Consider the following 16,814-nt stretch of genomic DNA (forward strand, 5'->3'; position numbering starts at 1 on the left):
CTTACCTATTCTCATATGCTAATGGTTAAACCTAAATTACATTTTATCATTATAAGACAAGAAAGACTATTATATCTTGAATATTTTTACTCAATGATCAGTGATGTAACTTCACCAAACTCTTTCACATCAACGACAAAACTGCCATTTGTGTACTGTTCAGAAAGATGAATATCTTTCACGTTACCTGTCTCACTGGCACGCTCAGATATAATCGTGTATTGTGCATCATCAGACGAAATGACATCTGCACCGACAATACGATGAGGTTGTTTCTTCAATTCTTTAAGCAATGTTATACCTCTTTGAGCACGTTTCGCATGTTGTAACACACCATAACCGATGCGTTTCAAAGCTCCACGCTGAGTGGCCATTAATATCGTGTTCGTTTCATTAACTGTTTGCGTAAGCACGACGTAATCTTCATCCTTTAAGTTAATCGATTTCACGCCTGCTGCACGTAGTCCCGTATCGTTGAGCTCATCGGACGAGTAAGTTAACGACATTCCTTTATGCGTTAGTACTGTAATCATCTCAGGCGCTTCAGTCACACGCATAACATCGATGAGTTCGTCGCCTTCTTTCACTTTCATGGCTACGAGCGGCTTGCTATAACGTGCAGTTTTAAACATGGAAACATTACTTTTCTTAATCATACCGTTACGAGTAGCAAGAATATAATGGCCATCTGGCTTAAAGTCTCGCTCGCAATACACATCGATGACACTTTCATCGTGATCAATTGCTACAATTTGAGAAATGTGCTTACCAAGCTCTTTCCATTTAATGTCAGCTAATTTGTATACTGGAATGTAGAGATAACGTCCTTTGTTGGTGAAGACGAGTACGGTATCAAGCGTATTAACCTCTAAGTATTTGAGTAGACCGTCGCCTTCTTTCACTCCTACTTCTTCCACACCACTCGCGTTAAAGCTACGTAAAGACGTACGTTTAATGTAACCATCGCGCGTCATACTTACGACTACATTCTCGCTTGGTACCATAACCTCTTTGTCGATCTTAAGTTCGGCAATTTCCGCTTCAATACTTGAGCGACGCGGCTCTTTAAATTCTTTACGTATCGCACTTAATTCATCTTTAATCACTGCAAGAAGTGCGTCATGATTATCGAGAATATGACGTAACTGCTCAATGGTCTGTTTCAATTCACTATGCTCATCTTCCAATTGCACGATATCCGTATTCGTTAGACGGTAGAGTTGAAGTGTCACAATCGCTTCAGCTTGAGCTTCTGTAAAATCAAATTCAGCAACTAAATTATCTTTCGCATCTCGTTTATTTTTAGAATTACGAATCAATTGAATCACTTCATCGAGAATAGACAGAGCTTTCATCAAACCTTCTACGATATGCATACGATCTTCCGCATGTTTTAAGTCATAACGTGTACGGTTCGTCACAACTTCAATCTGGTGATTAAGGTAACTGTTGATAATTTCACGTAGCCCCATCAATTTCGGGCGGCCTTCACTAATCGCTACCATGTTAAAATTATACGAAATTTGAAGATCTGTATTTTTAAATAAGTAGTTAAGCACTGCTTCACTATTAATATCTTTCTTCAATTCGATCGCAATTCTTAGACCCGTACGGTCCGTTTCGTCTCGTACTTCTACAATACCGTCAACTTTTTTATCAGCACGTAATTCGTCGATTTTTTTAACTAAAGCACTCTTATTCACTTCGTAAGGAATCTCAGTCACGACAAGTTCTTTACGACCATTACGTAAACTCTCAGTATCAACCTTAGAGCGGACAACAATTTTACCCTTACCAGTTTGATAAGCTTTCTTAATACCTTCAATACCTTGAATAATTCCGCCTGTTGGAAAGTCTGGACCTTTGATATATTTCATCAATTGACTCACAGTAATATCCGGATTATCAATATATTTCAACGTCGCTTGGATGACTTCGCCCAAATTGTGCGTAGGAATGTCTGTCGCATAACCTGCAGAAATCCCCGTGCTTCCGTTGATTAATAGATTAGGCAAACGTGCTGGCAATACCATAGGCTCAGTCGTCGTATCGTCGTAGTTAGGCATGAAAGGCACTGTTTCTTTATTGATATCACGCAATAACTGTTCAGATAGCTTACTCAACTTTGCCTCTGTGTAACGCATCGCTGCAGGAGGATCGTTGTCAATACTACCATTATTACCATGCATCTCGATCAACACATGGCGCAACTTCCACTCTTGACTCAAGCGGACCATTGCATCATAAACAGACGTATCCCCATGCGGATGGTATTGTCCAATAACGTCACCGACCGATTTAGCACTCTTACGGAAGTTCTTGTCATACGTATTTCCACTAGAATACATCGCATATAAAATACGGCGTTGTACTGGTTTCAAACCATCACGCACGTCTGGTAACGCACGCTCTTGAATAATGTATTTACTATAACGACCAAAGCGATCACCAATTACATCTTCAAGTGAAAGATCTTGAATTATCTCACTCACTTCGCATCCTCCTCGTCGATGTCATCTTGCTCTAATACTTGTATTTCACTATTGTCTAAGATACTTTGATCTTCTTGCAGACCAAATTCGACATGATTCTCGATCCATTCACGACGTGGCGCAACTTTATCACCCATTAATGTCGTCACACGTTTTGAAGAACGGATTTCGTCATCTACTTGCACGCGAATCAATGTACGTGTCTCAGGATTCATCGTCGTTTCCCATAATTGTTCCGGGTTCATTTCACCTAAACCTTTATAACGTTGCAAGCTAAAGCCTTTACCGAGCTTTTTCTGAAGCTTCTCAAGCTCTTCGTCAGTCCAAGCGTATTCAACCTTTTGCTGCTTACCTTTACCTTTTTCTAATTTATACAGAGGTGGTAACGCAATGAATACTCTGCCTGCTTGCACGAGTGGTTTCATGTATTTAAAGAAGAACGTGAGCAATAATACTTGGATGTGAGCACCATCCGTATCTGCGTCGGTCATGATGATAACACGGCTGTAATTACTATCTTCAAGTTTAAACTCAGTTCCTACACCTGCACCTATCGTATGAATAATCGTATTGATTTCTTCATTTTTAAAAATATCTTCTAAACGTGCTTTCTCAGTATTGATTACTTTACCACGCAACGGTAAGATCGCTTGGAATTTACGATCTCTACCTAACTTAGCAGAACCCCCTGCTGAGTCACCCTCAACTAAATAGAGCTCATTCTTATCTACATTCTTACTTTGTGCAGGCGTTAATTTACCTGATAATAAAGTATCTTTACGTTTATTCTTCTTACCTGACCGTGCATCCTCACGTGCTTTACGTGCCGCGATACGAGCTTGTTGTGCTTTAATCGCTTTCTTTACTAATGATTTAGAAAGTTGTCCTTTCTCTTCTAAATAGTATGGCAGTTTGTCTGAAACAACAGATTCTACTGCACCACGTGCCTCAGGTGTACCTAACTTCGATTTCGTTTGACCTTCAAACTGAAGTAATTCTTCAGGAATACGTACTGAAATGATAGCGGTTAAACCTTCACGAATATCATTACCTTCAAGGTTCTTATCTTTGTCTTTCAACTCATTAATACGGCGGGCATAATCATTAAACATACGTGTCATCGCAGTCTTAAACCCAACTTCATGAGTACCGCCATCTTTCGTGCGTACATTGTTAACGAAACTTAAGATACTTTCAGAATATTGATCATTATATTGAAAGGCAATATCAACCTCGATGTTGTTCGCTTCTCCTGTGAACATCGTCACATCATGGAGGACTTCCTTACCTTCATTGACATAACTTACGAACTCTTTAATTCCTTCTTCATAATGATAAACTTCTTCACGTTCTTTACCTTGACGTAAATCTTTCAGTTCTATTCGGAGATCTTTGAGTAGAAACGCAGATTCTTGTAGACGTTCGCTTAACGTCTCAAAGTTAAATGTAGTGGCTGATTTAAATATTTGAGGGTCTGGTTTGAATGTGACTTTCGTTCCTGTCTTACGCGTCTTACCCATCTTCTCTAGACCGCTTGTAGGCAAGCCACCATTACTGAAAGTCTGACGGTAAATTTGACCGTCACGGTAGATTTCTACTTCTAACCATTCACTTAAAGCATTCACTACTGAGGCACCTACCCCATGTAAACCACCAGAAGTCTTGTAGCCACCTTGGCCGAATTTACCTCCGGCGTGTAAGACGGTAAAAATAACCTCAACTGTCGGTTTACCAGAAGCGTGAATTCCAGTAGGCATACCACGACCGTTGTCTTCTATGGAGACACTGTCGTCTTTATTGATTGTGACTTTGATTTGGTCGCCATAACCATTTAATACCTCATCCACTGAGTTGTCGACAACTTCGTAGACTAAGTGATGTAACCCACGTTTATCGGTAGAACCTATGTACATACCAGGTCTCTTTCTTACGGCCTCTAACCCTTCAAGTACCTGAATGGAATCGTCCGAATAAGTGTTGCTATTATTCTTAACCAATCGTTTCGCCCTCCTACAAACGTACGTTCGTTTTTTAAACTATACAATAGTTATTCTTATATAAATTTACGCAAAATGCAAGCGTCAAAACAATATTTAGAGTGTAAAAGCCGCTTATCTAAAAATTTATTCGTCGCACCTACGTTATCTATGATAAAATAATCCTAACGTCATTAAAGGTTGTGATTGTAAAATGATGATAGTAATCATATTGATACTGAGCTACTTGATTGGTGCTATTCCAAGCGGGCTCGTCATCGGCAAATTATTTTTCAAAAAAGATATTAGACAATATGGTAGTGGGAATACTGGAGCGACGAATAGTTTCAGAGTTCTCGGTAAACCGGCCGGCTTTGTCGTTACTTTTCTAGATATATTCAAAGGATTTATTGTTGTATTCTTACCTTTATGGCTACCTGTACATAGTTCAGGCCCGATTAGTGAATTCTTTACGAACGGTTTAATTGTAGGCGTCTTCTCAATCATTGGACACGTCTATCCGATCTATCTTGGTTTCCGTGGAGGTAAAGCTGTTGCGACGAGTGCTGGTGTAGTACTTGGAACTCACCCAATTCTCTTGCTAACACTCGCAATTATCTTCTTCTTTATTCTGTACTTAACTAAATACGTGTCATTATCAAGTATTATCGCTGCAATTTGTTGTATTATCGGTGCTATCTTCATCGGAAATTACATCTTACTTGGTATGAGCATCGTCGTTGGAATTATACTGATTATAAGACATCGTACAAATATCGTACGTATTATTAAAGGTGAAGAACCTAAGATTAAATGGATGTAAAGTTAATAGGGATGACATGATAAGCCATAGGAGTGGAAATGATGAGGACTTCTATGGCTTTATACTTGAAGAGTAAAATAGTGAGTTATCATTTACGATAAAATATTCTGATTAGTCTGAAATAGAGTTCTTTGCTACACTAGATGTTATACTTTTAAAATACTCAACTCAATGATGTGAGCGAGTATGTATAAAGGAGTGACAGATGATGAAGATAGAACTAACTCAAGAAGCAATAGAATGGTTTAAAGACGAATTAGAATTACCCGAAGATAATAAAGTCGTACAATTCTTCGTTCGTTACGGAGGTTCGTTTGAGCTTAAGCAAGGGTTCGGCCCCGCTTTCACTGTAAGTAAAAAAGATGATATAGATGTTGGTTACGAGGAGAATTATAACGGTTTAAATATCGTTATCGCAGATAAAGACGTTTGGTACTACGAAGGTCACCATTTGAAAATTGATGTAGGTGAGCACGACGAAATTGCGTACAGTGAAGAAACGTAACTCAAGTTAATCTTTGCGTAAGTTGAACAGCAGAGAGTGTTCCTGACAACATAGATTGATGAGTAGGAAATGTCTGGTGTGAGTGAAGGAGCTCACTATAGGTGATTGAGAAATCTAACACTATTGAAAAGTTCGTGCGAACACGAGATTAATGTACACAAGTGAAATACAGGCTTACACTGGTTATAAAACTTCTTACATTAACTTCACAGTCTGCTCAGGTGTGCGTGTGCTAGCTTATATTAGAATCTATTAGGTATGATCTACTTAGCTACACTTAACGTAGTATATAGCGTCAAATTGGGCTAATGCACAAGCTAGCATTCGCTTGTTACGCAGTACAGTCAACTTAAATGAAGAATTTGAACTCAGGCACATTGTTTATTACTTAATGCGTTCAAATCAAACCAAATAAACTGACATAACTAACGCTATGACATTTAGGATTTCTCCTTTTTGTCATAGCGCTTTTTTAAACTTATAACTCTTCAACACCGTTTGTAACCTCGTAATCCACGCCTTCTTTGTTGAGACCTGCTACCTTACGATATACTTCGTGCCATTCTGGGAAAGTGCGATCTAAACGGATAGGTTTATAAGTATCTTTACGGATGCAAGTAAGAGTTGTAGAGCCTGTAGTTGCTAGCTCTCCAGCTTGATTATATACTTCATAACAATAAATAGACTTGAGTCGAGAATATCTTTCGACCCACGTTTTAATTTTAACTTTTTCAGGATATGTAACGGACTTAATGTATTTAATATCAAGCTCAGTAACTGGAGAAATAACACCGTTATCTTCCATGTCTTTATAACTAAATCCTAATTTATTAATGTAATCCGTTCGTGCTACTTCAAACCAAGTAGGATAATTTCCGTGATAAATAACACCCATTTGGTCGGTTTCTTGATATCTTGCTTGAATTTCAGTAATACTATAAATCATTTTAGTACTTCCTCATTTCACTCACTTTTAGTCTAATGAAAATTTTAACATACGCTTATGACAGAATAGAAATTTTTAAACTGTAATATTTCCTTGCGTCGCTTTACTCTACATAAAAAAAGACTGGAACCCGAAAGTCCCAGTCCAAAACTCATTATTATTGAGCAAGTTTATCACGTAATACAAGTTGTAAGATACCGCCATTACGGTAGTAATCCATTTCAACATTAGAGTCGAAACGAGCGATAGCTTTAAAGTCAACTTCAGTTCCATCTTCTTTAGTTGCTTTAACATCGATTAAGTCATGTGGTTTAACATCTTCGTTAATATCAACTGAGAATGTTTCAGAACCATCAAGACCTAAGCTATCTGCAGATTCACCGTCTTGGAATTGTAATGGGAGTACACCCATCATAACTAAGTTAGAACGGTGGATACGTTCGTAACTTTGAGCGATAACTGTTTTAACACCTAAAAGGTTTGTACCTTTAGCTGCCCAGTCACGTGATGAGCCCATACCGTAGTCATTACCAGCAAGTACAACTAAACCTGTGTTGTCTGCTTTGTATTTTTGAGCTGCATCATAAATAGACATTACTTCGTCAGTTGGCCAATAAGTAGTGAAGCCACCTTCAGTACCTGGCGCTAATTGGTTCTTGATACGGATATTCGCGAAAGTACCACGTACCATTGCTTCGTGGTTACCACGACGTGAACCGTAAGAGTTGAAGTTACGTACAGGAACATCATGTTCAAGTAAGTACTTACCTGCTGGCGTATCTTTACCGATCGCACCTGCTGGAGAAATGTGGTCAGTAGTTACTGAATCTCCAAATTTACCAAGTACGCGCATACCTGTTAATGGTTTAATGCTATCTGGTTCTTTAGATAAGCCTTGGAAGAATGATGGGTTTTGAATGTAAGTAGAATTAGGATCGAAGTCATATAATGGTTTATCAGTAACATCGATTTCATTCCACATTTCATTGTTGTTATATACAGACTCATATTCTTCTTTGAATAGCTCAGGAGTTACAACACTGTCTACAGTGTCAGCAACTTCTTTGATTGAAGGCCAAATGTCTTTAAGGTAAACATCTTGACCATCTTTACCTTTACCAAGTGGTTCATTTTGTAAGTCGATATCTACTGTACCAGCTAAAGCGTAAGCTACTACAAGTTGTGGAGAAGCTAGGTAGTTCGCTTTAACTAATGGATGGATACGACCTTCGAAGTTACGGTTACCTGATAATACTGAAGTTACGAGTAAATCTTCTTCAGCAACTGCTTTTTCGATTTCAGGTAATAATGGACCTGAGTTACCGATACAAGTTGTACAACCATAACCTACAAGGTTAAAGCCTAGGTCATCTAGGTAATCTTGAAGACCAGCGTCACGTAAGTAACCTGTAACAACTTTAGAACCTGGCGCTAATGATGTTTTAACGAATTCAGGTACTTTCAAGCCTTTTTCAACAGCTTTTTTAGCAACTAAACCTGCACCTAACATTACGTAAGGGTTTGAAGTGTTCGTACAAGAAGTGATCGCTGCGATAGCAATATCACCAGTCTTCATCTTCGCAGTAGAGCCATCTTCAAAGTTAATTGTTGCTTCTTTGTCAAATTCACTCTTATCTAAACCGTGACCTTGGTTACCTGCTGGAGCAGTAACAGAGTCTTCGAATTCTTTCTTCATGTCACTTAAGAAGATTAAGTCTTGAGGACGTTTAGGACCAGATAATGATGCTTCGACAGTTGATAAATCAATTTCGATGACATCAGTGTATTCTGGCTCTTCTTTGTCTACATCGAAGAATAAGCTGTTTTCTTGTAAATATTTCTTAACTAAAGCAACATGCTCGTCTGAACGACCTGTTAATTTCATGTATTTAAGTGATTCTTCGTCTACTGGGAAGAAACCACAAGTTGCACCATATTCTGGCGCCATGTTAGCGATAGTTGCACGGTCAGCTAATGGTAAGTTAACTACACCTGGACCATAGAATTCGATAAATTTACCAACTACGCCTTTTTTACGTAACTCTTGAGTTACACGTAAAGCTAAGTCAGTAGCTGTAGAACCTTGTGGTAATTCGTTAGTTAATTTAACACCAATTACTTCTGGAATTGGGAAGTATGATGGTTGACCTAACATACCTGCTTCAGCTTCGATACCACCAACACCCCAGCCTAATACACCGAGACCGTTGATCATAGTAGTATGAGAGTCAGTACCTACTAGTGTATCTGGGAATGCAACTTCGTCACCATTGTCATCTTCACGTACGTGAACAACATTAGCTAAGTACTCTAAGTTAACTTGGTGTACGATACCTGTTGCAGGTGGTACAGCTTTATAGTTATCGAAAGCTTTAGTTGCCCAGTTTAAGAATTGGTAACGTTCATAGTTACGTTCGAATTCTAATTTCATATTTCGTTCTAGTGCATCAGGATTTGCATAGCTATCAACTTGTACAGAGTGGTCGATAACTAAATCAACTGGCACTTCTGGATTGATCTTGTTTAAATCCCCGCCTACATCATTCATAGCTTTACGTAATGATGCTAAGTCTACTACTGCTGGTACACCAGTGAAGTCTTGTAAGATAACACGTGATGGTTTGAAAGGAACTTCACCTTTAGCACCTTGAGTAAACTCTGCTAAAGATTTAATGTGTTCGTCAGTAATGACATGACCATCTTCTTGTCTTAATACTGATTCTAATAATACTCTGATTGAATATGGCAATTTAGATACTTTAGTTAAACCTTGGTCTTCTAAAGTACTTAAATCATAGTAAGTATATGATTTACCGTTAAGATCAAACGTCTTTTTCGCTTGCTCTTTCATATTTGAAGCCATATTTATCCCCCCTGAACCTTAATTTTTATATGCCTTAACTAAATTGTATAATTATATATTCATGAATACAACTGTCTAAAGCTAGAAATAGCCTAGTTTACCTTTTGATTTTACAATCAGTATGTATAACTTTTCCTTATCATAAAATAGCTCTATCATAAGTTATTTTTATCAATTGAGAATCATTATCACTTATCTTGTTTTGTTTTTAGTTTTTCGTTTGGGTGAGTAAAATTCTATTTTCATGGGATTGAATTTAGGTCGTATATATGAGCCATTATTTCGGGAAGTTTATGTGTGGGAGACAGATTAGAATAATTATAATGTGCGTTTATTTTTAATGCTTAAAAAGTATGATTTGGATGGCGATTTCTGCCAAATTGTTAGAAAGAAAGTAGAGACAGTGGAGTTGTAGGAGTACATTAATACGCTGACAAACTATGTACTAAGAAAAATACTTTAAAACTGTTAAAAATAACGGGAGCTACGTGATAGTAACTCCCGTTAAGTGCCTCAAATTATTTATTTTGTTTTTCGGCATTTCGACGTGCTTCTCTTTTTTCGAGAATATCATCTTCATAGTCCTGTTGTTGATATTGAACATATTCTTGAAGACGATGTTTATTAGGCGTCAATGTTAAGCCTAAGAATTTACGTTCTTGGTTTGCGTCTTTGTAGAATGAAATCATCATCAGTATAACCACTATAGAGAACGGTAAGGCACTAATAATCGCCGCACTTTGGATAGCGTTTAATGCTTGTGATCCATCGCCACCGCCTGCTAATAGCAGAATGAAGGCGATAAGGGCTTGTGCAATACCCCAGGATACCTTGATGGTATTACGTGGTTCTAATGTACCGAATGATGTTTGCATACCAAGTACGAACGTTGCTGAGTCGGCTGAAGTAATGAAGAATGAGCCGATCAATACTAATGCAATAATGGATAAAGCCATACCCATTGGTACATGGTGGAACACACCAAATAATTGAGTTTCTGGACTCATTTCAAATAATTGTTTATGAGATTTACCAGTTTCAATACCTAGTACACCAAAGACACTGAACCATACGAAACTTACTAATGCTGGAACGAGTAATACACCCGCGATAAATTCTCTGATTGAACGTCCCTTAGAAACACGTGCGATAAAGATACCAACGAATGGACTCCAGCTTAACCACCAGCCCCAGTAGTAGAATGTCCAAGTTGTCATCCACTCACGTTTTTGTCCATTTAATGGAGCTGAGTCAAATGTATTGAGTAAGAATGAATTAAATAAGTGACCTATAGAGCTAGTCATGAAGTTAAGAATAAGCACTGTTGGTCCAATAATAAGCACTGCAACCATCAAGATTGCACCTAGACTAATGTTTAAGTTACTAAGGTATTGGATACCTTTACTTAAACCTGACCAAGCACTTGCAATGAATAGGATTGTAACTACAACGATAATAATCGCTTGTACCCATTCATTATTAGGTACTCCGAATAAGTAATGTAAACCACCGTTGATTTGAAGCGCACCCATACCAAGAGATACGGCAACACCAACGAGAGTTGCAAAGACTGCAAGTACGTCAACAATAATTCCGATTGGACCTTCAACTTTATTACCTAAGAGTGGGCGAAGTGTTCTTGAGATAAGACCAGGTTCGCCTTTTCTAAATTGAGCATATGCTAGTGCTAAAGCAACTACACCATAAATAGCCCAAGCATGGAAGCCCCAGTGGAAGAATGTTGCACGTAATGATTCAGTATATGCAGCAGGGGATCCTTTGTCAGCTGTTGGTGGTGACATAAAGTGACCCATTGGCTCAGCTGCACCATAGAATACTAAACCAATTCCCATACCGGCACTGAATAACATCGCAAACCATGAAATTGTATTAAATTCAGGTTTGTCATTAGGTTTACCGAGTTTCAACTTACCGATAGGACTAAAGATTAAGAAGATACAGAAGAATACAATAATCGTTGTTAAGATTAAGTAATACCAACCTAATTTGTCAGTAATCCATAGCTTAATCGTGTCCGTTACTTCACCGAATTTCGCAGGGAAAACGGCACCTAATATAACGACGATAGCAACGATTATTGCACTGTATATAAAGACAGGCGAAATCTTCTTCTTACTATCGTACTGATTAGAAGAATTCATAACTAATTACTCCCCTTCCTATTAAATTGTCAAACCGAAAAAGATTTATTAATTTGTGACACAAATTAATACTACCATTCCATAAGCTACCATATAGAATAACAAAACTCCACAATCTAATCAAATTTACTTTTATGTAGCATTCCCTTTTTTTGAGTTATAAGGTATAATTAAAAAACTATTAAAACTATTTTTTAGTTGGAGGTAATTAAGCATGTTAAAGGAATTTAAAGAGTTCGCCTTCAAAGGAAATGTACTAGATCTCGCTGTAGCTGTAGTTATGGGTGCAGCTTTCAATAAGATTGTCACAGCGCTAGTTACGTACATTATCATGCCTTTAATCGGACTTATTTTTGGAACAGTAGACTTTGCGAAAAGCTGGTCGTTTATGGGTATTAAATACGGTATGTTTGTCCAATCAGTTATTGACTTCTTAATCATTGCTTTCGCATTATTTATTTTCGTTAAAATCGCTAATACATTAATGCGTAAAGAAGAAGAAGAGGAAGAAGAAATAGAGGCGAATACAGTACTATTAACTGAAATTCGTGATTTACTTCGCGAAAAGAAAGATATTTAAAACAACGAAGCAGTTATAATCTTGAATACACTATGGGTCGAAGTAAATTATATTTATATTGGAGAGGAAATCAATAAGCGATTTCCTCTCTTTTCTATTACTGTTTAATCAACTTCGTGTAACTTTCTCTCTGACTAGATGTAACTTGTAAAATAAGTGGGATACGTTGTTTTAATTCAGAAACATGAGAGATAATACCTACCAATCTACCTGTAGACTGTAAGTTTATTAAGGTATCTAACGCAGTATCAAGTGTTTCTTGATCTAAAGTGCCGAAACCTTCGTCAATGAAGATGGACTCTAAAGCGATACCCCCTGATTCTTGTTGCACAACTTCACTCAAACCGAGCGCAAGTGCTAAAGAAGCTTGGAAAGTTTCTCCTCCTGATAAAGTGCTAACATGTCTCTCTTTATTAGAATGCGCATCGAAAACATTAATTTCAAGGCCACTATACCCTTGCGAAACAGATTGTTTTCTTACAAGTTGGTATCTCTCGCCAGTCATTGAAGATAATCTCTTATTAGCCTGGCTTAATATTTGAGTTAAATAATGAATAAGTACATAATTCTCAAGTTTTAATTTCGTTGCATTTTTACCTGTTATGACATCAGATAGCTGTATCATTTCGGTTTGATTTTGTAATTCATTATCTAACTGATTAACAATTGCTTTAATTTCTTTGAATTTTTGATTATTAAATTCTACTTTATACGTGTGATGATTATACTTCTCTACAATTTCATTAAATTGTTGTTTACTCTTCTGATAGGTCTCTTCAACTTCTATTAAATCTAATTGTTTCTTATCTTTTAAGTCTTCTTTAAGATTTTGAATGATGCCTTCAAGAGATTGTTTTTCTTTTTCATAACTCTCAACCTGTTGTTCATATCGAGTTTGATATTTTGTTTTATCAACAGCTTCATCAATTTCTTGTTGGGTTTCGAAACCAATTCGTGTCATTTCATTGCTAATTTGCTCATCTAATTCTTGCTTTTCTTGTTGTAAGTTTTCAAAAGTATCATTGAGATACTTAATATTATTTTGAGTTAATTCAAGTTGTTGTTTCTCCTCCTTAACATGGTCCTTAGTATCATTAAACTGTTTAGAGTATTGTTCTAAATCACTTTGATGAGATTGATAACTTTCTTTAAATTGTTCTATGTCAGTGTATTCTGTCGTTGTTTCGAAATCATTGATTTTAGTTTCTTCTGATTTAAATTGATGTTTAAAATTGAGTAAGTCTGTTTCGATTTTACGCTGTTTATTCACCAATTTTTCCTGTTCTTCTTTTTGTTTTTCTATAAACTGATTGTGTTGCTTTTGTTTCTTTAAACGTGCTTCGAGATTTTCTCTCATTGATTTTAAGCTCTGAACATCTTCCATCGTTTTATTAGACTGAGCTAACTTAGGTAATTCTTGATTAATGTTATCAATACTATTTAATAATTTACCTTTTTTCTCCTGTAATTCACTAAGTTGTTTTGCAATTTGCTCCTGTTTAAATTGATCTTCTTTCATTTGGTCGATATCAATATGTTCGCTTAAATCAGTAACTTCATTCCCACATATAGGACAAGTGTCTCCTATTGTCACTTGCTGTTGAAGAGTTGAAACGAGTTTCTCATAATTATCAAAATCTAAATTCAATAAATTGGTTTGCGTATGTTTGAAATTTTCTTCTAGTTTTTTATTTACTTTTTCTAAATGTTTCTTTTCTTTCGAAAGTAAACCAATTAAATTTTCTCTTTGAGAATTCTCTTCAATCTCTTGTGTAACAAGTCTTTCTTGGTCTTTTAATTGATAAATATCGTTATTGAAATCATTTATAATCTCATAGTTAAGTTCTTTATCTTTGATATTAAGCGCCAACTCTTCTAAATTAACATTGACCTCATTTTGTTCATTTTTTAAATCGGTAATTTTTTCATTTAATTCATTTATGTTCTTATAGGCTTGTTGGTAGGAGTCAATATTTTTAAAGAACAACTTGTTTTCAGTTAGAAAGGTTTCAATATGCTTGTAGTAGTCACTTTGTTCTTCAAGTGAATTTAATTTTTCTTCATATTCTTGAATACGTTTTTCTTGTAGTTTCGATTTATTTTTAGCTTCATCTATTTTCATTTGACTATCAGAAATCTTTTTAGATACGCTTTTATGCTGTTTCATATATTGTGATAGCAATTTAACTTCATTAATTTCATTTAAATATTGTTTAATCTTAGCTATTTCATCTTTTCTTTCTAACAATTTATTATATTGATTTTCGTATTCTGATAGCTTTTTATAGTTCTGTGAAAGTGTTTTTTGTTCTTCGAATATCTTTAAATGTTGATTAAGTGTTTTTTCATGTTCATTTTTATTATGAAACAAGTGCGTTAGTATATCATTCGCTCGATGCTCAAAACTTTTAATAGCCTCAACAATCCGCTTCGTTTGATTGGCATCAATGTTTTTTAAAGCTTGCAAATCTTCATCATTAAAATCATTAACATCGTCCCAATTATCTTGGAACTTTCGATATAAATCATCAATTTGTTGGCGTACTTGATCCACATTTTCCTTTAATGTATTCTGTATCACTTCAAATCTTTGACTATTAAAAAGTGTTCTTAAAATTTGTTGCTTTTCTAAACTACTTGAAACTAAGAATTTTTTAAATTCGCCTTGAGGTAAGATAAACAATTGTCTAAATTGATCAGCATTAACGCCTAGTCTTTCTTTAATAAATTTATTACCATCTTTAATCGTGCTCTCAATTAGCTCATAATCATTATTTGTTTTTCTATAAACAGTCAGATGTCCAGGTGTTTCAGATTTATTACCTTCTTTAGTAAACTTCCCTTGTCTTTCCACTCGAAAAATTTCTGTACCTAGCTTGAATTCGAAAGCAATTTTTAATGCCTCATTTCTATCAGCAAAGTGACTTCGCAAATCTCCTTTGTCACGATCTTTTGTAGAAGCCTCGCCAAAGAGCGCATATACCATCGCATCAAAAATCATCGTCTTACCAGAACCCGTTTTACCGCTGATTAAAAACAGTTGATTGTTAGTTATTTGTGTGAAATCAATCTGTTCTTTAATAAAAGGACCAAAATTATTCATTGTTAGCTTTAAAGGTCTCATAATTAATACTCTCCTTTATCGATTTCTTCAAGCACATCGGTAATCATTTTAGATTGGTTGTCGGATAATAACTGATTTGTGACGTGTCGATAGAATTCATTAATGATTTCAAAGTCACTTTTTTGATGCATTGTATGATCAACTTCAAATTGATTAAGTTGCTCATTCATTTCATTATTAATTAGGGATAAAGTATTAGGAAATATATTTTTTAATATGGACATAGGATCAGTAACGTGAGACATATGGCTTAATCGAAACTGCATATAGTTATTTTTATTCTTAACAAGTAGTCGTTCTTGAACCACGTCCTCATAGTCCCCAGTCACAATTTCTAATTCACGTTGAGGATCTAATTTTTTAAAATAACCTTTAATCTCGTTATCCTTAATTGAAATAATACGATATCCTTTGGATTGATTCACCTCTGAAAATGAGTACTGTAATAGTGAACCACTATATTGGATATACTCAGAATTAATACTAAATGGGTGATGAAGATGACCTAGCAGTACGCGATCAAAACTTTCGAAATAACGCTCATTAACTTCTTCAACTGTACCTATTGTTATTTCTCTTTCTGAATCAGAACGTATGCCTCCTTGAACTGTTAAATGCCCAATCAGTATATTAATTTCATTACTATTTAGATCTTCAGTCATAAGGTTAATTAATTGAGTAATACCTTGTTGGTATGTTTGAATTTCATCATCGTTTAAGAAGTCTTTAATTTCAGCGAGTGTTGCAAAAGGTAATGTATAGAAGTTAACGTCATTTATAATAATCGGTTTCTTGATATCTTCTAATGACGTTCTAATATGTAAATTAGATTTACTAAACCACTCTGCTCCATAGTTTAATCGCGCTTTACCATCATGGTTACCATTAGTAATAATTAACGGAATGTTTAATTCTAAATTTAATTCAGCAATTGTCTGTTCAAGTAACTTTACTGCATCTTTATTGGGATAGCTTGTATCATAAAGGTCGCCAGCGATGACGATTACCTCAGGTTGTTCTTCTTTCATCTCTTCTACAAACTGTTTTAATATATATTCTTGGTCTTCTAACAATGACTTTCCATTCAAAATTTTACCTAAGTGCCAATCAGCAGTGTGTACTATCTTCATTTCAACCTCTCCTATACAGAACGTTTGTTCTCTTTTATAATATTACAATTTCTAAATCATAGCAAGTAATTTGAGTGGCTCATTTTACACTATTTCTCAGCCAACAAATATAGAAAAAGAGTAGCCTCACTTTAAATCACCTTGGACTAAAGTAAAGAACTACTCTTTCTCATATATTAAGTTAGAGATGCAGTGGCTTGTTAAATTTGAGAA

10 protein-coding genes are annotated in these 16,814 nt (G+C 35.8%); 3 read left to right on the top strand and 7 right to left on the bottom strand.

Translation table 11 applies throughout. The annotated features are described in order from the left end of the window. Positions 1-86: 86 nt before the first annotated feature. Together parC and parE are read right to left on the bottom strand one after the other, a co-directional pair. On the bottom strand, positions 87-2,492 hold the full coding sequence (gene parC / locus HMPREF2802_RS01680; RefSeq protein WP_070502557.1) for a DNA topoisomerase IV subunit A: 2,406 nt from the start codon (positions 2,490-2,492) through the stop codon (positions 87-89). Beyond that, on the bottom strand, positions 2,489-4,489 hold the full coding sequence (gene parE, locus HMPREF2802_RS01685) for a DNA topoisomerase IV subunit B (RefSeq protein ID WP_070502558.1): 2,001 nt from the start codon (positions 4,487-4,489) through the stop codon (positions 2,489-2,491). The genes parC and parE overlap by 4 nt, the downstream gene beginning before the upstream one ends. A 193-nt stretch (positions 4,490-4,682) precedes the next feature. Here parE and plsY point away from each other — a divergent pair, with 193 nt between their 5' ends. Both plsY and HMPREF2802_RS01695 read left to right on the top strand, forming a co-directional pair. Continuing rightward, the gene (plsY, locus tag HMPREF2802_RS01690; protein ID WP_070502559.1) at positions 4,683-5,291 is read left to right on the top strand and encodes a glycerol-3-phosphate 1-O-acyltransferase PlsY; all 609 of its coding nucleotides are present in this window, start codon (positions 4,683-4,685) and stop codon (positions 5,289-5,291) included. Positions 5,292-5,499: 208 nt separating this feature from the next. Then, entirely contained in the window at positions 5,500-5,796 is a 297-nt protein-coding gene (locus HMPREF2802_RS01695) for a HesB/YadR/YfhF family protein (protein WP_070502560.1), read from the top strand. 478 nt (positions 5,797-6,274) lie between these two features. Here HMPREF2802_RS01695 and menI read toward each other — a convergent pair whose 3' ends face one another. From menI to HMPREF2802_RS01710, 3 genes are all read right to left on the bottom strand, one after another. Further along, positions 6,275-6,742, bottom strand: a complete 468-nt coding sequence (gene menI / locus HMPREF2802_RS01700) for a 1,4-dihydroxy-2-naphthoyl-CoA hydrolase MenI (protein ID WP_070502561.1) — start codon at positions 6,740-6,742, stop codon at positions 6,275-6,277. A 157-nt stretch (positions 6,743-6,899) separates the two neighbouring features. Next, entirely contained in the window at positions 6,900-9,605 is a 2,706-nt protein-coding gene (gene acnA, locus HMPREF2802_RS01705; RefSeq protein ID WP_070502562.1) for an aconitate hydratase AcnA, read from the bottom strand. A 518-nt stretch (positions 9,606-10,123) separates the two neighbouring features. After that, positions 10,124-11,767, bottom strand: coding sequence for a BCCT family transporter (locus tag HMPREF2802_RS01710; protein ID WP_002472019.1), 1,644 nt, complete (start codon positions 11,765-11,767; stop codon positions 10,124-10,126). A gap of 214 nt (positions 11,768-11,981) precedes the next feature. On the opposite strand from HMPREF2802_RS01710, the gene mscL reads away from it, so the two are divergent. Then, positions 11,982-12,347, top strand: coding sequence for a large conductance mechanosensitive channel protein MscL (gene mscL, locus HMPREF2802_RS01715; protein WP_070502563.1), 366 nt, complete (start codon positions 11,982-11,984; stop codon positions 12,345-12,347). 97 nt (positions 12,348-12,444) lie between these two features. Here mscL and sbcC read toward each other — a convergent pair whose 3' ends face one another. Together sbcC and sbcD are read right to left on the bottom strand one after the other, a co-directional pair. Beyond that, entirely contained in the window at positions 12,445-15,471 is a 3,027-nt protein-coding gene (gene sbcC, locus HMPREF2802_RS01720; protein WP_070502564.1) for an exonuclease subunit SbcC, read from the bottom strand. A gap of 2 nt (positions 15,472-15,473) precedes the next feature. Continuing rightward, positions 15,474-16,601 carry an exonuclease subunit SbcD gene (sbcD, locus tag HMPREF2802_RS01725; RefSeq protein WP_070502565.1) on the bottom strand — a complete coding sequence of 376 codons (1,128 nt, stop codon included), beginning with the start codon at positions 16,599-16,601 and terminating at the stop codon, positions 15,474-15,476. Positions 16,602-16,814 lie beyond the last annotated feature (213 nt).

This window comes from Staphylococcus sp. HMSC071G07 (genome assembly GCF_001811435.1).
GTDB lineage: Bacteria > Bacillota > Bacilli > Staphylococcales > Staphylococcaceae > Staphylococcus > Staphylococcus pettenkoferi.

Bases quoted from the DNA above. Each gene is read 5' to 3' on its own strand.
- plsY (WP_070502559.1), top strand. From the start codon at position 4,683: ATGATGATAGTAATCATATTGATACTGAGCTACTTGATTGGTGCTATT.
- HMPREF2802_RS01695 (WP_070502560.1), top strand. From the start codon at position 5,500: ATGAAGATAGAACTAACTCAAGAAGCAATAGAATGGTTTAAAGACGAA.
- menI (WP_070502561.1), bottom strand. From the start codon at position 6,742: ATGATTTATAGTATTACTGAAATTCAAGCAAGATATCAAGAAACCGAC.
- acnA (WP_070502562.1), bottom strand. From the start codon at position 9,605: ATGGCTTCAAATATGAAAGAGCAAGCGAAAAAGACGTTTGATCTTAAC.
- HMPREF2802_RS01710 (WP_002472019.1), bottom strand. From the start codon at position 11,767: ATGAATTCTTCTAATCAGTACGATAGTAAGAAGAAGATTTCGCCTGTC.
- mscL (WP_070502563.1), top strand. From the start codon at position 11,982: ATGTTAAAGGAATTTAAAGAGTTCGCCTTCAAAGGAAATGTACTAGAT.
- sbcC (WP_070502564.1), bottom strand. From the start codon at position 15,471: ATGAGACCTTTAAAGCTAACAATGAATAATTTTGGTCCTTTTATTAAA.
- sbcD (WP_070502565.1), bottom strand. From the start codon at position 16,601: ATGAAGATAGTACACACTGCTGATTGGCACTTAGGTAAAATTTTGAAT.